15 protein-coding genes and 1 pseudogene are annotated in these 21764 nt (G+C 43.5%); 2 read left to right on the forward strand and 14 right to left on the reverse strand.

Features of this window, described 5'->3' with window-relative positions; translation table 11 throughout:
- Window positions 1-31: 31 nt before the first annotated feature.
- From MKZ16_RS18395 to MKZ16_RS18430, 8 genes and pseudogenes are all read right to left on the reverse strand, one after another.
- Window positions 32-1093 carry a glycoside hydrolase family 76 protein gene (locus MKZ16_RS18395; RefSeq protein ID WP_076106477.1) on the reverse strand — a complete coding sequence of 354 codons (1062 nt, stop codon included), beginning with the start codon at window positions 1091-1093 and terminating at the stop codon, window positions 32-34.
- Between the two features lie 12 nt (window positions 1094-1105).
- Window positions 1106-2161 (reverse strand): glycoside hydrolase family 76 protein, encoded by a 1056-nt coding sequence (locus MKZ16_RS18400; protein ID WP_076106476.1) that lies wholly within the window; start codon window positions 2159-2161, stop codon window positions 1106-1108.
- 33 nt (window positions 2162-2194) lie between these two features.
- Window positions 2195-3082, reverse strand: a complete 888-nt coding sequence (locus MKZ16_RS18405; RefSeq protein WP_038571680.1) for a carbohydrate ABC transporter permease — start codon at window positions 3080-3082, stop codon at window positions 2195-2197.
- 33 nt (window positions 3083-3115) lie between these two features.
- Window positions 3116-4003 (reverse strand): sugar ABC transporter permease, encoded by an 888-nt coding sequence (locus tag MKZ16_RS18410; RefSeq protein ID WP_036688088.1) that lies wholly within the window; start codon window positions 4001-4003, stop codon window positions 3116-3118.
- Window positions 4004-4067: 64 nt separating this feature from the next.
- Window positions 4068-5372: an ABC transporter substrate-binding protein gene (locus MKZ16_RS18415; protein ID WP_076100072.1), complete on the reverse strand. Its 1305-nt coding sequence runs from the start codon at window positions 5370-5372 to the stop codon at window positions 4068-4070.
- Between the two features lie 44 nt (window positions 5373-5416).
- Window positions 5417-6682, reverse strand: coding sequence for a glycoside hydrolase family 125 protein (locus MKZ16_RS18420; protein ID WP_076106474.1), 1266 nt, complete (start codon window positions 6680-6682; stop codon window positions 5417-5419).
- A gap of 245 nt (window positions 6683-6927) precedes the next feature.
- Window positions 6928-8112, reverse strand: coding sequence for a GntR family transcriptional regulator (locus MKZ16_RS18425; protein WP_036688093.1), 1185 nt, complete (start codon window positions 8110-8112; stop codon window positions 6928-6930).
- Window positions 8113-8330: 218 nt separating this feature from the next.
- Window positions 8331-8466: pseudogene (locus MKZ16_RS18430) on the reverse strand (VOC family protein); the annotation flags it as partial.
- Window positions 8467-8696: 230 nt separating this feature from the next.
- On the opposite strand from MKZ16_RS18430, the gene MKZ16_RS18435 reads away from it, so the two are divergent.
- Window positions 8697-10391, forward strand: a complete 1695-nt coding sequence (locus tag MKZ16_RS18435; RefSeq protein WP_036688094.1) for a M3 family oligoendopeptidase — start codon at window positions 8697-8699, stop codon at window positions 10389-10391.
- A gap of 77 nt (window positions 10392-10468) precedes the next feature.
- Here MKZ16_RS18435 and MKZ16_RS18440 read toward each other — a convergent pair whose 3' ends face one another.
- Entirely contained in the window at window positions 10469-13222 is a 2754-nt protein-coding gene (locus tag MKZ16_RS18440) for a glycoside hydrolase family 2 (protein ID WP_076106473.1), read from the reverse strand.
- A 143-nt stretch (window positions 13223-13365) separates the two neighbouring features.
- On the opposite strand from MKZ16_RS18440, the gene MKZ16_RS18445 reads away from it, so the two are divergent.
- Window positions 13366-14298, forward strand: a complete 933-nt coding sequence (locus MKZ16_RS18445) for a helix-turn-helix domain-containing protein (RefSeq protein WP_235219558.1) — start codon at window positions 13366-13368, stop codon at window positions 14296-14298.
- A gap of 129 nt (window positions 14299-14427) precedes the next feature.
- On the opposite strand, the gene MKZ16_RS18450 is transcribed toward MKZ16_RS18445, so the two are convergent.
- The 5 genes from MKZ16_RS18450 to MKZ16_RS18470 form a co-directional block, all read right to left on the reverse strand.
- The gene (locus MKZ16_RS18450; RefSeq protein ID WP_141118621.1) at window positions 14428-14802 is read right to left on the reverse strand and encodes a DUF1801 domain-containing protein; all 375 of its coding nucleotides are present in this window, start codon (window positions 14800-14802) and stop codon (window positions 14428-14430) included.
- Between the two features lie 19 nt (window positions 14803-14821).
- Window positions 14822-15196: a DUF4180 domain-containing protein gene (locus MKZ16_RS18455; protein WP_036688100.1), complete on the reverse strand. Its 375-nt coding sequence runs from the start codon at window positions 15194-15196 to the stop codon at window positions 14822-14824.
- Window positions 15177-15716: an ankyrin repeat domain-containing protein gene (locus MKZ16_RS18460; protein WP_076106471.1), complete on the reverse strand. Its 540-nt coding sequence runs from the start codon at window positions 15714-15716 to the stop codon at window positions 15177-15179. Before MKZ16_RS18460 ends, MKZ16_RS18455 begins: the two co-directional genes overlap by 20 nt.
- Window positions 15717-15877: 161 nt before the next feature.
- On the reverse strand, window positions 15878-20464 hold the full coding sequence (locus MKZ16_RS18465) for an Ig-like domain-containing protein (RefSeq protein ID WP_339814404.1): 4587 nt from the start codon (window positions 20462-20464) through the stop codon (window positions 15878-15880).
- Between the two features lie 208 nt (window positions 20465-20672).
- Window positions 20673-21764 (reverse strand): response regulator, encoded by a 1092-nt coding sequence (locus tag MKZ16_RS18470; RefSeq protein ID WP_076106173.1) that lies wholly within the window; start codon window positions 21762-21764, stop codon window positions 20673-20675.

Genomic DNA, 21764 nt, shown 5'->3' on the forward strand with positions numbered 1-21764 from the left:
CCTCTCTTGAGGTGTCTTTATATTTTATATGCTACTCGTTCGCCAGTGCCGCCGCACCCTCCAGCAGCATCAAGCCGCTGAGTTGAATGCTCAGCTGAACCGGAAGCTCCGGTTTCACTTCCCACGATGAACTGCACAGACCCAGTTGTTTATCCAGACCTTTTTCCCATAACTGCATTGCATTGGCCAATACGACCTCGCGAATACGGATATTTTCAGGAGATTCTTTACAGAGCTGAACCAAATAACGAATCAGAATACCCTTGAACAAACCCGTATCATCAATGCCTTCATCAGGCAGTATCAGATTAACCGGATCACATAACCGATCAATACAAGTATTAGCCGTTCGATTCGCATCTTCTAAGTAATGAACATTACCCGTATTCTTGTAAAGCTCTAGGCCAGCGCCTAGAAACACTCCCTGACAGTACGTAAACTCCCAATCGTAATCGATCTGGCCATCCCCGCGTCTATTCATCCCATCCCACACAAAACCAGTCGCAGAATCCACTAAATATGTCTTGTTCCATTCATAGATACGGAATGCCCACTCCAGATCCTCTTGCTTATGAAAAAGTTCATATAACCGGGCTGCAAGGATAACGGCAGGTGCATTGGCAGGAGTGTTTTTATAATCGAGCTGATCCTTCTTCCACGCCAGACCTCCACCCAACTGTTCATTCCAAGCCGTCTTAATATCCTCCCATAGATCAATCACAGCACTTAAATAGGCTTCATGTCCTGTAACCCGATAAGCACGCAGCAACGCCAATGCTGTCCATTCCATATCATCATAGTAATTATGCCTGAAAGTCCCCCCGTTATAAGCTTGCAGACTTTGACTTAGCTCCTTAATTCTCAAGGAATACACAGGATCTCCACTACGCTCATAACCATCTACTAAAATATCAATGACATGAGCCTGCCACCAATAATAAAAGTTTTCCCCCGCAACGTTGTACTCTCTGGGATACCATTGGTTCATGATCCCAGTCTCAGCATTATAATAATTACGTAGTAGACATTGTTGGAACCACTCGGACTTTTCCTGCCAACTGACCCCTTCTATGGCTTCCTTTGCTTGTGTCATTAAGAACTCACCTCAAACCTGTTCCTTAGTTAATTCAGCCATCTTCTCCAGCAGCTTGATCGCACTAAGCTGGGAGCTGAGCTGAATTACACCAGCAGTGGACGAAGTCCAATCTGTGCCAAACAACACTGTGTCCTCTGACTTTCCTTGTTCCCAGAGACATTCTGCATTCGCACGCAGGAAATCAACAGCATCAACTGCTGCAGAATCAGCTTTAACCCATTCAGCTGTATAGCGAATCAGGATCCCTTTAAACAGTCCCGCATCACCATTCCCTTCATCTGGCAGCACACCTCCCTGAGAGTCAGCAAGTTCATGGGCTGCGGCGGCAAAGGTTAGGTGAGCATCCTCTAAATATTCTTGCTCTTTAGTAATACGGTACAGTTCAACTGCTGCGCCAATGAAGACGCCTTGATTGTAGGAGTATTTCCAATCCTTATCGATCTGGCCATTGCCAGTGCGATTCATGCCATCCCATACAAAACCCGTTGCCGGATCTACCAGATGCTCTTTTTGCCATCTGTATATTTTTAACGCCCATTCAAGATTGCTAGCTTCACCAAAAGCTTGATACAAGCGTGCCCCAAGTATAGCTGCCGGTGCGTTGGCTGGTGTATTTTTATAATCCAACTGTGACTTCTGCCAAGCAATCCCACCGCCCATATGCTCGTTCCAGCCTGTCTGAATGTCATTCCATAAAAGAAGGGCTGTATCTTTATAACCTTCCACTCCTGTTGCTTGATATGCACGAAGCCACGCGAGAGCCATCCATTCCATATCATCATACAACTCGTTTGGCCATACTCCACCATTTCGCTGAAGCAGACCTTCATGAAGTGCGGAAAGCCTTTCGGCATACCAGTTCTCTCTAGTCCGCTGTAGTCCATCTACCAATACATCCACAGCATGAGCCATCCACCAATAATGAAAAATCGTGTTGCATTCTCCATTTGGACAAGGTGTTTCTATATTGTACATTTTGATCGCTTCATTCCAGAAGAATGAATCCAGCGCAGCTTGTGCTTGATTCGCCCGTGCCTCCCAAATCCCTATCTCCAATTGGTTCATATAGACTCTCTCCCTGGTTCGATTTTTGTTGCATTAACCCTTAATACCACTAAAGGCTATTCCCTGTACAAAATAACGCTGAAGCGCTAAAAACAACACCAATATCGGCAAGATTGCTACTAGCGCACCAGCCATCATTGGACCGTAGTCTGTTTGAAAATTATAAGAAAAAGCTTGAAGTCCCATTTGAATCGTTGCTTTGTTGGGATCATTCAGCACAATCATCGGCCATAAGAAACTGTTCCAGCCCGCTTGGAAGGTAAAGATACTTAAAGTAGCCAACGCTGGTTTAGTCAACGGCAAATAAATCCGCCAAAATATTTTAAACTCTCCACAGCCTTCGATCCGGGCCATTTCCATCATGTCACTAGGCAAGGTGAGAAAGAATTGCCGCATAAAGAACACAGCAAAGGTTCCTGAAGCGCCCGGAAGAATAATCCCCCAGAATGAGTTCATCAGCCCGTTACCCCCGCTACCAAAAATATCATTGCCTCCAAAAAGAGGAATATGGCGCATAACATAAACCGTGGGGATCATCGTCACAATGCCTGGTATCATCATCGCCGCAAGCAGCACGCGGAATATTGGCTTATTGAGCTTAAAATTCAACTTTGCAAACGCGTATCCACTGATGGAACCAAAGAACAGATTCGCCAGTACACCCGCTACTGCAAGTACAAGCGAATTCCAGAAATAGAGCGCAAACGGAACCGTAGTAAATGCCTTACGATAGTGTTCTAAGGTCAAATGTGAAGGAAACCACCGGATGGGCATGGCGAATATCTCTTCGTCAGGCTTCAAGGATGTAAGAACACTCCAATAAAAAGGTAGAAACATTACGATGGCAATAACAATGCACACTATATAATAGATAGTTTTACTTAAGCTTCTTTTTAATAACGAACTTCCGCTAGTATCCATACCTCTATCCCCCTTCTGCATGGCAAGCCCGGCTTATACAATGGACTCCTCCGCCTTTGTGATCCGCATGTTTATAAGTGAGAATATGAGAATCGCCACAGCAAGCACAAATGCTTGTGCAGACGCATACCCCATTTGCAATTGATTAAAGCCCTGCTGATAGATCAGATAAACCGGGGTCTTTGTCATATTCGCCGGACCACCCTGCGTCAGCACAAAAGCTTGGTCGAACAACTGCAACGCACCAATGATTGACATCGTACTGACAAGAAAGGTCGTTGGTCGCAGCTGCGGCCAAGTAATAAACCGGAAACAAGCCAGCTTATTAGCACCGTCCAGCCGTGCAGATTCGTACAAATAGTCAGGCACGCCTTGCAGACCTGCCAAGTAGATAATCATATTAGAACCTACTGACTGCCAGAGGGTAAGCATAATAATGGACAACATCGCCGTTCGTGTCTCGGATAACCAAGCCGGACCTGTAATCCCAACATAAGACAACAATCCGTTAACCAAACCAAATTCAGGATGCAAAAGCCAGATCCATACCGTAGCTGCAGCAACAGCGGATGTAAGGGTAGGCAGATAATTCAGTGTGCGGAACAACTTTACCCCACGCCAGGATCGACTAAGTAGAATCCCGAGGAGAAGCGAAATCAGAATATTAAATGGAACGAAAATGATGGAATACAGAAATACATTTCGGAATGTTTTCCATAACAAACTGTCCTCTATCAAACGGCGATAGTTATCAAAACCGATCCAATCGTTTCTACTAAGTACATCGTAGTTGGTAAAGCTTAAATATAGCGCCATTACCACGGGGATGACCGTGAAAACTGTAAACAGCAATACCGTGGGTGTAATAAACAGATAAGCCGTCCGCGCCTGATGTTTCTCTAGCTTTCTGATGGAAGCCATTTCAGCTACCCCCTCCTAAGCAAAAGGGAGGCGAAACCTCCCTTCACTTCAAATGTCTTACTTATTACTTCACTACTTCATTATCCTTCAGCATTTTGTCGCCCTCTTCTTGTGATTTCTTTAAGGTCTCATCAATGCTCATCTTGTTTTGCTGGTTAAGCTGCAAATTAGGGGCCAAAGCATCAGTCTCCATCACGGAATAACCAGGGTGGTTCGGACGAACCTTAGCGAACTCCAGCGTTTCCAGAAACGGCTGCCACTTTGGATCATCCTTGAAAAATGGATCTTCCATCGATGGCTTATAACCCGGCAGATTTAGACTCGTCTTAGCCCAGAGCAACGCGTTATCCTTGTTCGCTGTCCACCATTTGATGAACTCCCATGCCTCTTCTTTATGTTTGGAGCCTTCTGGAATCACTAGACCAAATCCACCCATGACACTGCCTTTATCACCATTTGGTCCGGCCGGAGGAGGAACGATTCCATAATCCAGATCTTTACCATATTTGTTATAGGTGCTGAGCATCCACGGACCGGAATACAGCATAGCCACTTTACCTGTGACAAAAGCATCTTGCCCTTCACCAAGTCCAAGTTCGAACCCTACTTTATATACCTTATCCTTGTTCATCAGACGATCCCAGAACTCAAGCACTTGCTTGCCCTGCTCATTATTAAAATTGGTCTTTCCATCTTCTGTAAGCATGGTGCCGCCAGCCTGTTGGAGATACATATTAAAAAGTCCCAAATCTCCCATAGAAAAACCTGCAGTCTCCAGTTTATTGCCATTCCATTTCGTTAGCTTCGTAGCCGCTGCCTCTAGCTCATCCCAAGTTGTTGGAGGCTGAAGTCCTGCCTCTGCGAGCAGCTTCTTATTATAGAAAAGAGCACGTGCATCTACTGTAAGCGGCAGCCCATATAATTTGTCATCGTATGAAAGCTCCCGTAGGGATTCACTGTAGAAATCATCTTCGGAAATGCCGTCACGCGTTAAGTATTCATCCACCGGATGCAGTACATTTTTCGGGGCATACAGCGAAGTTCTCCAACGGTCCCAAAACAGTACATCAGGAGTGCCGCCATTGGTCGCAGAAGTTAGGAATTTCGTAATCATATCCTGTTGCAGCACATATTTTACGTGAATTTTTTCCTGCGATTTATTAAAAGCATCCACCATGGTCTCGAATTGCTTCTGCCCCTCACCGCCCCAATCTCCCCAGAAGGTAAGCTCTGTCTTTTTCCCGGTACTGCTCCCAGCTTTGCTTGTGTTTCCGGTCTCTTTGTCCGCAGATCCGTTATTACCACCGCAGCCCGCAGCAAGAGCAGTAGTCATTACCAAAACAATTGAGGTAACCAGCCATTTTTTCATGTTCTCTATCCCCTTTAGAGTCGATTATAAAAACCTTGTTGGTCTCAACCGCGCTTAATTTGCCTACCACAGCGCATGAGTACAAGCTCACAGAACATCATGTTTGCCCAAGAGAACCATGGACGTGTAAATTCATCAGGATTATCCACATGAAACCCTTCATGCATAAATCCAGTTCCAGCATCCGTCTTCTCCAGCAGCTGAAGTAAGGCTTCCTGTTCCTCAAAGCGGGTAGATGTCATTCCCTGCATCGCTAAAGCTATGGGCCAGATGTACCGATTTGACGTATGCGGACTTCCAATGCCAGCAGCCGCTTTTCCAGCGAAAAAATAGGGATTAGTGCTACTTAAAATAAGTTCACGGGTATTTTTATAGATAGGATCATCAGCAGTCACATAACCCAAATAAGGGATGGAGAGAAGACTCGGTACATTTGCATCATCCATAATATTCACCTGTCCCAGACCATCTACTTCATAGGCATAGACCGTCCCAAACTCTGGATGTTCTACAATTCCATACTCACTTATTCCCTTATTGAGCTGGTCAGATAGTTTTCTAGCTTTCTTTTCCAGCTCCTGATCACCTAAAATCTCACGGGCAATTTCACACACATATCGTAAAACAACCACCGCGAACATATTGGCTGGAACCAAATACCCATATTCACAGGCATCGTCACTAGGACGAAATCCAGACCAAGTCATTCCGGTATAAGCCGTCAACGTCCCTTTGCCTTCTCGAGCTAACGTATCCGTGGGCGGACAGTTCATCCGTTGAAAAAGATATTTTGAATCGCGCTCATGGTTCTGTTCGGTAGTCCATAATGTTATGATTCTTTCTATGCCCGTTACAAATGACTCATTAAACTGACTTGTGCGACCCGAATTCTTCCAGAGCAGATAACTCAGTTGGATTGGATAACATAACGAATCAATTTCATATTTTCTTTCCCAGACTCCCGGGCTCATCTCTGTCAGATCCTCTTGGTGACCATGCCCACTTTCTTCTTCATTGAATGCGTTAGCATAAGGATCAAGCTGGATGTAAGTAAATTGTCTACGTACAAGTCCCTCAATCATGTCTGCAATTTCTTCATCTTCGGAGGCAAGGATTAGGAAAGGTCTGACCTGTGCGGCGGAATCCCGTAGCCACATCGCTGGAATATCCCCGGTAATAACAAAAGTGCTTCCGTTTGGCATTCGTTTTAAGGTTGTGTTCCAGGTGTTAGCCATACATTTCTCGAACATGTCGGCTAATTTCGGACGATCACTCAGCTGTGCTTTTACGCTAGATGCCAGTTTTTGCATCGACTCGGGTATTTCTCTAGTTGCTTTCAGTTATAATACCCCCTTTTTCTTTTGAGCTTTGAAGCGCTTTCATTGATTAGTATATTGTCATGTAATTGGTATGTCAATATGTTTATTTATTATAATAATATATCAATACATCTATAAAGATAAATATATTTCTAAAATAAATAAAAAAACCCATCCATAAAGATAGGTTTTCATAACAACTAATATATGTTTAATTTGGATAATAACCCAAATTTCTATTTAGAGATGGATTGTTTAGCAGAGCTTGTTGATTCACCAGAAATCAACTCAGCTTCCAGCATTATCTTATTGGACACACTTTGCCCGTTCATAATTCGCAATACATTTTCTACTGCGAGTCGCCCCATCTCTTCTTCATTTTGCCGTAAATGGGTAAATGCATAACCCGAACCGAGTGGAGTTGGCGGACTATCAAAGCAAATGATCGAAATATCTTCTGGAATCCGTAGCCCAAGTCGTTGGACCGCAGTTCTAGCCAGCAGCGCAATATTATATTCCACAGCAAAAAGCGCTGTTATTGTTGGATTCTTTTGCAAATGAGAAATAAGCCGTGAAATGTCATGTTCAATATTCTCATCGTTGAAGGAATCCGGTAGTGTTGAGGTCAAATCGCTGACCCACAATCCCTTGTCTACAGCTATCCCCCGCTCCGCATGCGCTTGAATAAATCCTTCTACCCGCTCTTCAAGAGCTGTGGTATCCGCTGGAGGTGGAGAGAGAAAGGAGATGTGAGTATGCCCGAGATCAAATAAATACTCCGTACCTTTGAGTGCAGCCTGCATATTATCAGTACTGATCGATGCTGCTGCCACTCCTTTTAAATGGCGATCTACCAGAACTAGCGGGAAGCGCCCTATCACCAATTTTAGAATCTCAGCATTAAAAAATTCGCCTTGAGCCGGAAAAATGATCAGACCATCTACACCTAAGCTGAGCAACTTCTGAATAGACTTCTCTTCGTTCTCCGGGACCCCAAAGGTTCTTCTTAAAACCAGAAAACAATCATTATCACGTGAAGCCTGCTCCATGCCATAAATCAAGCCTGTGCCATAGCTGTTGCCAAAGTCGGTAATAACCAGACCGATCGTCTTTTCCTCATGGTTAAAGGAATTGAAAACAGTTCCGTCGGAGACCGTCCCCGGAGATATTGCTGATTCCATGTAATCGACTGCTGGATCAGCCACAAATGAACCTCTCCCCGGTTTTCTCACAATTAATTGTTCCGCGGCGAGCATTTCCAGAGCTTTTTTACTCGTAATCCGACTAACATTATAGGCTTCAGCCAGTTCTTTCTCAGAGGGAACCCGTTCCCCTTGTCCATAGGATTTATTAAGGATAAGCTGCTTCACTTCATCAAATATTTTTTCATACATCGGTTTGGATGATGTTGTCTCACTCATGACTTTCGTTATCTCCTGACTCTAATTTTTTCATCTTATACATAATAATATATCATGATATATTAAGTTTGTCGACATTTGTGCTGGTGCTGTAAAAAAAGAGGGAGGAAGGATGTATGGTGTAAAGTGGAAAAATACAAATATTCATATATAAACAGAGATAACCCGTATTCAGTGAATGCGGGTTAAATAAAGACTTAGTAATAGATAAGCTGTTGAAAGGCAACTGCTCCATGTTCAAATTCGTTCCCAATGATCCCTTTGGTCGGGAATCCTAATCCATTCCTGTAAAAAAATCAAAGCCCTCTCCAGATCGTCCACACCTAGTGTTATTACTGTAATCCGGGGTTTCATCTATATCGAGCCTCCTATTTTCGCTTCATTACATTGTACGGATGCGCTCATAAATTGCATTTCTACTATATTCTTAGATAATATCAAACCGTATTTCATCTAACAAGTTATTACACTTTTGTCCATTTGTTCTTTTTTTATTCAAAAACAGCTAACACAGGTCTATCGTAAATTGCTGTTCAGAATATATAATAGAGACTATCTGGTATAGAAAGGAAGTTGAATAGTTAATGAAATTTAATGATTATCGCTATGAGCGCCCGGATGTAGAGAAGTTCAAACAGGATTTTAACAACCTGCTTAAAGATCTCAATGACACCGAGCCATTAGAAGTGCAAAAGGCTTCCGTTACCGCTATTAACAAGCTTCGCAATGAGTTTGACACGCTGCAGACATTGGTTAGCGTTCGCCATTCGATCAATACAACAGATGAATTCTACAAGGCTGAACAGGAATTCATGGACGAAATTGGGCCTATCGTTCAAGAATACATAACGGACTATTACAAAGCACTCGTCAATTCCAAATACAGAGCCGAATTCGAACAAGAATGGGGCACACAGCTGCTTCAGCTTGCAGAAGTAGCTCTGCGTACTTTTAGTCCAGAAATCATCGAAGATTTACAATTGGAGAACAAACTCTCTACAGAATACGCTCAGCTTATCGCGTCCGCTAAGATTCCATTCGAAGGCGAAGAACGCACACTGACTCAGCTTACTCCTTTTGAATTGTCCACGGACCGTGATATGCGTAAACGTGCTTCACAAGCCAGATATGATTTTATGTCTGAACATGAAAGTGAATTTGATCGAATCTATGACGAGCTAGTTAAAGTCCGTGACCGCATTGCTAAAAAGCTTGGTTACAGCAACTTTGTTGAGCTAGGTTATGACCGGATGATGCGGACCGATTATAACGCCGACATGGTAGCCAACTTCCGCAAACAAGTTCTGGAGCATATCGTACCCGTCTCCCAACAGCTTAAGAAACGGCAGACTGAACGTCTAGGCCTGGATGCCTTGAAATTTTATGACGAGAACTTCAGCTTCAAGACTGGCAACGCCACTCCTAAAGGAGATCCTGACTGGATTGTAGCTAACGGATCAAAGATGTACAAAGAGCTCTCTCCGGAAACTGATGAATTTTTTACTTTTATGTTGGATAACAATCTAGTGGATTTAGTAAGTAAAAAAGGAAAGCAAGGCGGCGGCTATTGTACTTACTTCAGCCAATACCAGGCACCTTTTATTTTCTCGAATTTCAATGGAACCTCAGGGGATATTGATGTCTTGACCCATGAAGTGGGGCATGCCTTCCAGGTGTATGAAAGCCGAAATATTAATGTACCTGAATATGCTTTTCCCACTTATGAAGCCTGTGAGATCCATTCCATGAGCATGGAGTTTTTTGCTTGGCCATGGATGGAATTGTTCTTTGAAGAGGATGCAGACAAATACCGTTTCAATCATTTGGCAGATAGCCTTCAGTTTATTCCTTACGGAGTTACTGTAGATGAATTCCAGCATTTTGTTTACAGCAATCCTGAAGCAACCCCTGCTGAACGTAAGCAAGCATGGCGAGAAATCGAGAAAAAATATTTGCCGCACCGCAATTATGAAGGTAATGCTTATCTGGAACAGGGTGGATTTTGGCATAAGCAAGGCCATATCTTCGCTTCCCCGTTCTATTACATTGACTATACACTAGCACAGCTATGTGCCTTCCAGTTCTGGAAACGCTCAAATGAAGATTTCAAATCCGCTTGGAGTGATTATTTGGAGTTATGTCAAGCCGGAGGAAGCAAATCCTTTATCAAGCTGGTTGAACTTGCGGGCCTGACTTCACCTTTTGAAGATGGCTGCATTAGCTCGGTCATTGGGGAGATTGAAAGCTGGTTAAACAGCATTAATGATAAAGAACTTTAATAATACCTTGCAGTACCGATAAAAAAGCAATCCCTGCTTCTTAGCTGGGATTGCTTTTTTTTGCACATCGAGGTTATTTAGCGATAACGAATCAACAAGTCCAGTGGATAACGACCTGCATTACGGCCATACAAAGCTAACCCGCCGTCCTCTGCTTGCAGCTCCAAACGAAAAACACGATTGCGATCCAGCTTCGCTGCTAACTGCCCCGGTACACTTGCCTTGCATAGGTAGCCGTAAGATCCAGCCTCATCCAGCTTATTCGCTATTGGCTGATAATGCCAAGACAAAATCCCTCTGCTATCAGCCGGATCATCCGGTAAATAGAAAGAACCAATCCGCTGCCCATCCACCAGAACGTTCACTCGGGAAGGATGACGCTCTTCATCCGTCATATAATACGTATTCGGATTATATTCCACCCTCGCATCTGCCCCATGCATAAGATCAAGGCCCATATCATTAAGCTTCGTACCTTCAACATGCCGCGCCAGCAATCGTTTAGCACTTGCTTCGAACATGATCTCAATCTCACCAATCATCGATTTATCTGCTGCATCTGGCAGTGTAACCTCATATACATAATGACCTTGCCCAGCACCATTAATCTTAGATCCTTGGATAGCATCCCATTGATGCTTAAAGTTATGTTCGGTATAAGCTCCCACTGGAATTTTTATAAATTCTCCTTCACCTTTAAACAATGCAGTGTTATTACCGCCTCTTACATCGAAAGTAATGAAATTCCGCGTGATCGCTTCACCCTTCTCATTAATCAGAGAAACAGCAAGTATTGCAGCCGCCTCCTGACCAGGCATTGTAATGTTCAAAGAAGGAAGTATAGTGTTTCCAAAGTTATCCCATTTCACAGACATATGTCCACTTTGCGCAGTGACCCGAGTCCCCAAATTGTCGTACCACAGTTCCCATTTCAGCTTCAAATTATGACCGTGATAGCTGTCCGCGAAGCTGGAACCTAGCAAAGGTACTTTAACACTCTGCCCTGCTTCTACTGTCTGGCATGGAGGAGCATCTATCACGATAAAATCTGGGGAATGCAGATCCGCAATCGTCATCCCGGGAACAAAATCCCCATATCCAAAATCCTTATCGCTCCCGTCTAGCCGGTAATAACCATTGAACTCATTCGTAACATCACGGAATTCTGTAAATACGAATCCACATAGCTTATCATGCCGCCGGAATTCATTCATCATATAGCGGTAATGCCATGCCAAATCACTGTCCCCTGCACCACCTTCGATCCCCCACACGTTGCCGCATTCGCTGTTCATTAGAGGTGCATCAGACTGTACGTTGCCGCCAATACAGTTAAACTCCGACCCTGGGAATGTTTTATCTACAACCTCATTCATGTGGGCTTGCAGCTGCTCGTAACCATTAATGTAAAAGTGCCATGTATTAATATCCGATTCCACATGATCATAATTACAAGGCGAGTTATCCTCAACAATTCTAGTCGGATCAAGCTGCTTCGCCCAGCGATATTTCTCCCGCACCCATTCCTGTGTCTCTTTAAGATAACTACTCTGCTGCTGTACATCACTTGTGAGGCCAGCCTCCTGAGCATCTGTCTTCAAACCCCAGGTCTCATTGAACATAACCCACGAAAAAATAGATGGATGATTATAATCTCGTTCAATCACCTCAAGGGCTTCACTCTCATAGGAGGCTCTGGCTTTGTCATCTGGATTACCCCAGAAACAAGGCATATCTTCCATAACAAGAATGCCAAGCTTATCCGCCCAATACAGCTTACGGGGTTCTTCGGGCTTGATATGAATTCGCACCATGTTTAGTCCCAAACGTTTCATTAGATAAATTTCATCCCGCATGTCTTCATCCGTTGGATAGGTGAAATAACCTGTCTTGTGATAGGACTGATCAAGAGTGCCGTTCAAATATATCGGCTTGCCATTTAAGGTGATCCACCGATAATCACGATCGTCAAAGCGGGCAGTCTGAATTTCGCGAATTCCGAAATAAGTGCTGACTGTATCTGTACCAAACGATCCACTAAGCTGCAGTTCACCTTCGTATAAATAAGGAGTTTCTGGACTCCACAAATGCGGATTGGGAATATCGATAGACAGCTTACATTCGTTCTCCCCTGCTATAAGCTGCAGCTTCTCTGTATGAACAACGGAATGATCAGCGAATTGCAGCGTAAAATCTGCCGAACCCGTTTCATGCGAATTTATTCTTGTAGTTATAATCACCTGTCCATCTATACTGGTCACAAACTTTGCATCTTTCATATAAGTTTCGGGGCGTGCTTCAAGCCATACAGGCTGCCAAATTCCACGGATTTCTCCATATCCTTGTTTGCCCCGCGCTTGATAAGCATGATCGAAATCCTCAGCTCTTACGACAATATTATTCTCACTGTTAGCTGCCCAGTAAGGTGTAACATCAAATTCAAATGAACCATATCCACCTTGATGTGAACCTACATGTTCTCCATTTATCCACACATCACATGAATAATCTACTGCCCCAAAACGTAAAAACAATCGTGTTTGTTGGTCGATAGCCTGCCCATTCACGGTGCGTCGATACCAGCCGATTCCTTGTTGATCGTAGCCAATTCCGGATAAGGGACTTACCCAAGAAAAAGGTACAGTGATCATTGAATCGTAAGCGATTTCAGGATTGGAGTACCATAACGCCTTCATACCTTCGTTGTTCGGATCAAAGTTAAATGACCATTGCCCATTCAAATTCATCCATTCCTGACGTTGCCAATGTGGATGAGGGTGTTCAGATCGAGGAATCTCAAGTGTCTCAGAAGCTAATATAGAAGTTGTCATTTGGCGAGCACAGCCTTTCAAAATAAGAAGTTGAGCCCATTTTAGCACCAGTATATTATTTTCGCAATGTTTATTATGATTTTACAATATTCACTCTTCATTGTACAATAACCTCAACCCATCCTAAACGAAAAGGAACAAATATGATGAATGATATTTCACAAGAAACGATACGTTATCCCGCGTCACGCATTTTAGATGTAGCTAAAGCACTGTCTGGTGACGTCCGCGTCCGCATTCTTGAAGCCCTTGGCGAAAAGCCTATGAGTGTCAGTCAATTAGCTGAGACGTTAGGTGTAGCTCAGCCAACCATATCTATCAATGTGCAGACGTTAGAACAGGTTAATCTTATCTCGTCTACGCAAGGAGCAAATCGCGAAAAAATCTGTGCGGTTACCTGTCGCTCTATTCATCTCGATCTCCCTTCGAAACTAGGGGATGGCCTGCATCAAACCGAGGAAATACATATGCCCATCGGCATGTTCTCCCGCTGCTCCATACAACCGTCCTGTGGGATGGCCGGAAAAGATGGTGGCGTCATCGGCTCCCAGGATGATCCAAGAGCATTCTACATGCCTGAACGAGTCGATGCCTCACTCTTATGGTTCGCGGAAGCGGGTTATGTCGAATACTATTTTGCCAACCCCCTGCCTCCAGGCGTCGAGTTGGATGAAATCCGCATTTCGGCAGAAGTATGCTCAGAAGCCCCTTCGTTCCGAGAGGATTGGGCCAGTGATATCAGCTTATCCATCAATGACCAGTTAGTCGGGACTTGGACTTGCCCCTCCGATTTCGGTAACCGCAAAGGGAAGCTGACCCCTGAACGTTGGAGAAGTGGAACTGAATATGGAGCTCTTACTACATGGAGTGTCTCTAAATCGGGCAGCAGCTGTAATGGTTCTCTCTCATCTTCCACTACAATCAGCTCTTTAAAGCTGGCGTTTAATGAACCTATTCGTGTACGTTTTGAAATTCGGGAGGATGCACTCAATAAAAGAGGATTAAATCTGTTCGGAAGTGGGTTCGGGGACTATGCCCAGGATATTATACTGGCATTCGTACGACGTCCGCAATGAGGATAGAAAGGCAAGAAGTGCCTCGTAAGAGGATCCAAATGTTCACTAGCTTCAAGAAGAAGATCAACAATGGATACACACTTCCAGCCCTAGCCAGACGTACAACTCTATTTCATACCAGTAGACGCCTTATTTTGCTTCAACTTTTTTTAGATTCTCAGTGACCCTGAAGGTTACAATCTTGCTAATTAATTCATAAGGCATAGGCTTATCAATGGGAAATTGAACGGAACCTTTAGCACCTTTATAGCCTGATAATTCATCTTTAAAAGCATTAATTCCACTTGGTGTGGGGTAGAATCCAATATGCTTGGGATAAGCAGCGAAATGCACCAAATTTCCGTGTAATGCAAAAGTAGGCATCTGATAGCTTATTTTTTCCTCTGCTTCCGGTGCCGCCTCTTTTATCACCTTTCTTAACGTATTAAGGATTTCCTGAACCTCAAGCGAAAACCCGGAAATATAGGCATCGATCGATTCATATGTGATTTTACTTTCATCCATGATATAACTCCTCTCTGGATCATCTCCACGATTTGCATAAATGAAGGGCTGCTAAAGCCTCAGCTTCAGTACTTTTGAACAACATCTTATCGCCTTGATTGCATTCGTAAATAAAATCATTCAGACTTTTGCTGTTATAGCTTGTAAATTCTCCTACGATAGCAACTCTCATCTGATAGTTTGTATATTTTTGAGCAATCTCACCAGCAATTCCAGACTTTAGCTCGAAAAAATCATCCGTAATCTGTTCCTTCCTCAGAAGCATTTTATCGCATCCTTGGTATTTCACATTCATCATTAAGTCTAAGGCATCCCTTACATTATTGATAATGATCTCTTCTCCAGAGATTATAGCTACCGTTGAATCATTCTTATCATCCACTGTGATTTTCATTCAAGACTACTCCTTTTCCGCGGAGAAATTCTGCAACATTATGATTACTCTGCTTAATCGCAACCGACCATGCAGATTCACCACTTTTAATTTTAGCAGAAATGTCGGCGCCATGTTCGATTAACAACTCTATTAGTTCTACATTATCCGTATGAAAAGCAGCAGAATGTAAGGAAGTATAACCATCACTATCAAATATATTGGTCTTGGCCTGATGTTGCAAAAGAACCCGGATCACCTCCATATTTCGCTCACCAGCAATTGCCGCATGTAATGCTGTGTTGGATGGAATATAGCTGATTCGGGAATGTGACATTGCATCAATGTCAGCACCATAGTCTAACAAAACCTGAACAGCCTTCACTTTACCAAAATGCGCGGCATAACCAAGCGGTGTAAGACCTTCGTTATTCTCCATATTCGCAAGGTACGGATGAGCTTCCAGGATTTCTTTCAGCCGTTCTACATGGCCTGATTCTGCTGCCTGAAATACATCATTAATGAGTGGATTTATTTCCATAGATTTCGCCTCTTTTCTAATTATCGTATAAACGATCTAAGTTATTTTTTCTGGATAACTAGCCATTCTCCTGCTTGGCTAACCATAAAAAGAAAAGAGGACTCGTTCAATGTTCTTTGAACGAATCCTCTGTCTTCATCACAATTCTGGAGCTTAGTAGATTAAATTAAATCCGACTTTTCAAGTAGCCGCTTCACGATCTCTGCAACCTCAGCTCTTGTCATATCATCTTTTGGAGCAAGCCCTTTACTGCTTCTTCCCATGATAATGCCTGCCTGCAAAGTGTCAGTAACTCCACTGATCGCCCAGTTAGAAACCTCACTACTATCTGTAAATGGAGCTAACAAAACGTCAGCCGATTGAACAGAAATCTTAGTCTGTAGCGCTGTAATTTTCATCGCTTTGGCGATAATTAACATCGCTTGTTCGCGGGTAATATGTTCATCAGGGCGGAACATACCATCTTCAAAACCATTGATTAATTGATAAGCAAATGCTGTGTTGATCGCACTGTTATACCAATCCGTGGTCTTTACATCTGAGAATGGTGTTGCAGCTTGTTCCATCTCAAGTCCCAGACCGCGTACAACAATCGCCGCAAACTCTGCACGGGTAATGGCTTGATCCGGAGTAAATTGACCATTACCAGTTCCCTCAATGACTAATCGAGAGCCCATATCGTTCACTGCCTCTTTTGCCCAGTGATTAGCCACATCACTAAATTCAAGCGGATGCCAGATTACGGAGTAAGTACCTCCGCTTAAGCTGTTGATAGTAGCAAAATATTTGCCATCAATTACAACCACTTTAGTAGGTACATGGTGTACCGAACCTTCGGAATCAACATACACTCCAGTTGTAATCTTGTTCGGGTCCATCCCCTCAGGAATGGCTATGGTACGTTTAACATACGTATTGAATTGGGAAAGTTCAATACTCTTATCTCCGTAGATACCTCTGGCCGTAAAATTAACTGGCGCGGAAACTAATGAAAAGGATCCTTTTTGCGCAGCTGCTTCTAAAGCTTTAACTTTATCGGCTGTAGGGGCGCTAATTTCAATCTGTATCTTAATATCTTGCAAAGCTACCGACTTGCCGATTTGCTCGTTCAAAGCGTCAATATTAATTTGCTGAGCAGGCAGTGTAAATGTCGCATTTCCTGTTTTGATCTCAAGAATTGCCTGATTACCCTGCATATTTTTAACCATTTGTCCGTTTAGTTCGCCAACTATAACATCAGATTTACTATTTGCAGCGATAGAAACTACCGTACCTTTACCTTCAGTGGCGAGCTTGTCCTCTAGCTTCTTCTGATCTAACACAATGGTGGTTAACGTTTGCTCATTCCGTTTACCATTCGTTGCGGTTCCCACTGTTTCCGCTTTACCATTGATTAGGATGGAAGCATCATTTACCACAGGTGCCGGAGTTGCTGATGGGGTTGGTTGCCACGGAACAACAACATCACCACCAGATGAAGTGCTAGGAACAACTGCATTGGACTCAGCAGAGGATTCGCTGATGCCAGCTTTATTGATTGCCTGTATCGTGAAGGTATAGCTTGTTCCATTCGTCAAACCACTGATTGTCAGCGGACTTCCAGTTCCCGTAACCGTCAAACCTCCCGGATTAGCAGTTACAATATATCCTATGATTTCGCTGCCTCCATCGTTCACCGGCGGTATAAAGGTGATGATTGCTTGACCATTCTCTGCAGTTGCAGTTACAGATGTTGGAATTCCTGGTGCTGTAACTGGCTTAACAGGAGCCTTCACAGTGACGGTTGTAGAAGCCGTATAACTTCCATCTTTCGTCGTTACCGTAATGATGGCTGTTCCCTCACCAATCGGAGTTACTACTCCATAAACAACCTTAGCTACTGTCTCATCGCTGGAGCTCCAGATTACACCTTTATTTGTCGCATTAGCAGGTGCTACTGTAACTTGTAGATTCCCGTCGCCTTCACCCACCGTTAAGTTAAGTTCTGTCTGGTCTAAAGTCACCCCAGTTACGATAACGCTAGGTGGCTTAGGAGCGGCTACATTAACTGTCGTTGAAGCCTTAAAACTTCCATCTTTGGTCGTTACCGTAATAACTGCTGTACCCTCTCCAACCGGAGTTACTACTCCGTTCACAACAGTCGCGACTGTCTCATCGCTGGAGCTCCAGATCACGTCTTTATTTGTCGCATTAGCAGGTGCTACTGTAACTTGTAGATTACCGTCGCCTTCACCCACCGTTAAGTTAAGTTCTGTCTGGTCTAAAGTCACCCCAGTTACGATAACGCTAGGTGGCTTAGGAGCGGCTACATTTACTGTAGTTGAAGCCTTAAAACTTCCATCTTTCGTCGTTACCGTAATAACAGCTGTACCCTCACCAACCGGAGTTACCACTCCGTTTATAACGGTCGCAACTGTCTCATCGCTGGAGCTCCAGATCACGTCTTTATCCGTTGCATTGGCAGGTTCTATTGTTGCTTTTAGGAGTCCATCAGCTTCTCCAGCTGTTAATTCCAGTGTCTCCTGATCTAGCTTCACTCCAGTTACGTCCACAACGGGTGGGATTGGGGCACTCACATTTACTGTGGTTGAAGCCGTAAAACTTCCATCTTTCGTCGTTACCGTAATAACTGCTGTACCCTCACCAACCGGAGTTACTACTCCGTTTACTACGGTCGCAACTGTCTCATCGCTGGAGCTCCAGATCACGTCTTTATCCGTTGCATTGGCAGGCTCTATTGTTGCTTTTAGAATTCCATTAGCTTCACCAGCTGTTAAATTCAGTGTCTCCTGATCTAGCTTCACTCCAGTTACGTCCACAACGGGTGGGATTGGGGCACTCACATTTACTGTGGTTGAAGCCTTAAAACTTCCATCTTTGGTCGTTACCGTAATAACTGCGGTACCCTCTCCAACCGGAGTTACTACTCCGTTCACAACGGTCGCGACTGTCTCATCGCTAGAGCTCCAGATCACGTCTTTATCCGTTGCATTGGCAGGCTCTATTGTTGCTTTTAGGAGTCCATCAGCTTCTCCAGCTGTTAATTCCAGTGTCTCCTGATCTAGCTTCACTCCAGTTACGTCCACAACCGGCGGGATTGGAGCACTTACATTTACTACAGACGAAGCAGTAAAACTTCCATCAGTAGTCGTTACCGTGATGATCGCTGTTCCAACGCCAACTGGAGTTACCACTCCGTTTACAACGGTTGCAACAGTTTCATCACTAGAGCTCCAATTTACTGTTTTGTTCGTGGCATCAGCAGGTGTTACTACGGCACTAAGTGTGTCCCCTGCTTCTCCTTGCGTTAAACTCAGTGATGGTTTATCCAAAGACACTCCGGTTACGATTACATCCCCCGTATTGTTTACCGTCACATTAAAAGTGTAGGTGTTGTTTAATGTTCCATCACTTACTTTGACTGAAATCACACTGGTGCCAAAAGCATTCGCTGCGGGTGTTATTTCTAAAGTTCGTTGCTCACCACTTCCACTTATTTTCAGTCCATTATTCGGAATTAAGAGCGTATTCGAGGAAGTAGCTGATACTTGTAGGTCATCTCCATCCACATCGAGGACTTTAAAGGATCGTGAGACCGACTTGTTTTTATCGGTTGTAGTATTCCCCATAAAACCTGTGTCCTGCTTCCAGGTTGCCCCAGTAATTGTACCGTTCTTAAGGGGAAGACCAGAAGTATTAATAGCGACATTCCCATCATTGCTATTCGCTAATTTATAGTTTAAAGCCAGATTAGGCTCCGAGCCTGTCAAGTCGACATTCATTTCTCGAACAATATCACTTTGGGTCTTGGCTTTACTCCAGAACCTCACGTCTCTCATTCCACCGTTATAATCTCCGTCCTGTCTCCACGTGCTTTTTCCAAGCCAGTTATTCGGACGTGCAACGTTGCCTACAGTACTTAAATCCATAGCCCCTTCTGCCTTAAGTACACCATCCCAATAAATCCGTCCCTTTTTCTGACTGTGATCATAAACAATCGCGACATGAACCCATTTAGAAATCGGGAAATCCTCAGTGACATTAATATCTCCCTTATTAGTGTAGGCAGTGAAATTCATCCGTTTGCCGTTAAAACCCACAAAAATATTGTGGTTCTGCTCTGCGATCGATGATTCAAAAAATCTCATCCAGGTCTGAAAAGCATCTACCTTCAAAAATCCTTCAACTGTAAAAGAATTCCCATAAATCCGTTGATCCGGGAAGGTCACATAATCCCCGTTGCCGTCAAAACTAAGATAGTCCCCACCATTTAGTTCTGTCAGATAAGGTGCATCGTTCACTGGATTTACAGTAATTACGGCTATACCCGGATCTGAGCTGAACGCGGCAGATACTGTGGTATTCGCATTTTTTTGATAATTTTGATAACTGGATGCTGTTGTATCCCATAGCTTAAAGCTAATAGATGCCGTTCCGTTCCAGTCTTTCGCCGGGACAAAACGGATTTTCTCCGATTTCAGCAGCAGAAAAGCATTACTGTTCGACACCGGCTCGATATTATACCAAATTCTTCCCACCGTGTTGTAATACTGCCAGGCCCCTTTGGTATTATCTAAAGCTACTACAGCAATCCCTGTTGACGCTGGATCCGATACTTTTCCTGTCAAAAAGCTGGCTACCTCAACCCCTGCGTTGGAATAGTCATCTTCATTGATGGACGTTATTATAGCTGGGCTATTCTCGATCCAACCGAAACTAGCTTTTGCACTTATGATTGGAGTTTGCATAGGACCCCCCCCCTGCACCACAAGTCCAGTACATAACGAAATACTAATGCCTATTTTCATAAATGATGGCTTCAAACTCTATTTCCCCCTCTAGCATAAATCATGTCATTAATTCGACAATAATCGAGAGTATTATACAAAATTAAGATAAACAAAAAATAAACAAAATAAGAACCCTCGATAACCATCCATTCGAAGGTTCCTTCCATTACAATAACTTCTGTTTCATTAACGCTTTGAGTTTAGGATCGGGTGTTGTTCCGAGCTCTTGCTGCAACATCTCTTCCAATTGGCCAAATTTCCGCTGTGCTTCATTCATTCGCCCTAATTCAATTAATAAGTTGATGATTTCATGATAGATGTCCTCTCGCAAGGAATCTAATTTTAATATTTCTCCAAAATAATGTAGTGCTTGATGCTGCTGATTCTGCTCTAAATGAAATCTTGCAGCCAGCTCCAGCAATCCTATATATTCATGCTCGAGTCTCCGGGTCCTGCTACTAGCCCATTCATAAGCTTTTCCTTTGAGTAATGCTCCTGAGTATAAAACTTCTGCTTGAATCATCCATTCAACATGTCTTTCAGAGGTTTGCCTGATTTGCTTTAACAATCGCTCAAATTCATACAGATCACAATAAATGCTGCTCTCTACTACATGAATTTCGTTCCTGCTTGCTTTTATATAATTGGCGCCGATTGCTTTTCGAATATAATACAGCGTCGAGTTCAGATTCTTCCATGCTTTTTCAGGCTCCAATCCGCTCCACAACGTGTCGATAATTTCCTCCCGGCTAACCGTTCCTTTACTAACCAGAAAAGCAAATAATTCTTCTGTTTTTGGACTTCTCAGCTTGATTAGCTCTCTGTTCTGCGTTCTGCGATACACTTTTAAACCATTAAATAAAAAAACTTCTAACGTAGGCTCAGCCGTTGTATTTCGATTCATTTTTTTGAGTTTCTCTAACGTCTTAGACAACCGCTCCGCAGTTACAGGCTTCAAAAGATAATCCACTGCACTTAGGTCAAAAGCCTGCAGCGCATACTCATCAAATCCGGTTACAAAAACCACATCTATCGATTCATCCAATTCATGCAAAAGGCTAGAAAGCTTCATCCCATTCGTCTCAGGCATAGAAATATCCAAAAAAGCTACATCTATCGGTTGGGCCTTCGCAAAAGCATAGGCTTCCGCTGGATCCAAAAACGTCTCATAGACTTCAATCTCTCCGCTCTGCGATAAGATCCGCTTCAGGCGTTTTACCGATAACTCCTCATCATCTACAATAATCGCTCGCAGCAT

Origin of the sequence: Paenibacillus sp. FSL R5-0928, assembly GCF_037970385.1 — a bacterium.
Classification (GTDB): Bacteria; Bacillota; Bacilli; order Paenibacillales; family Paenibacillaceae; genus Paenibacillus_AQ; species Paenibacillus_AQ odorifer.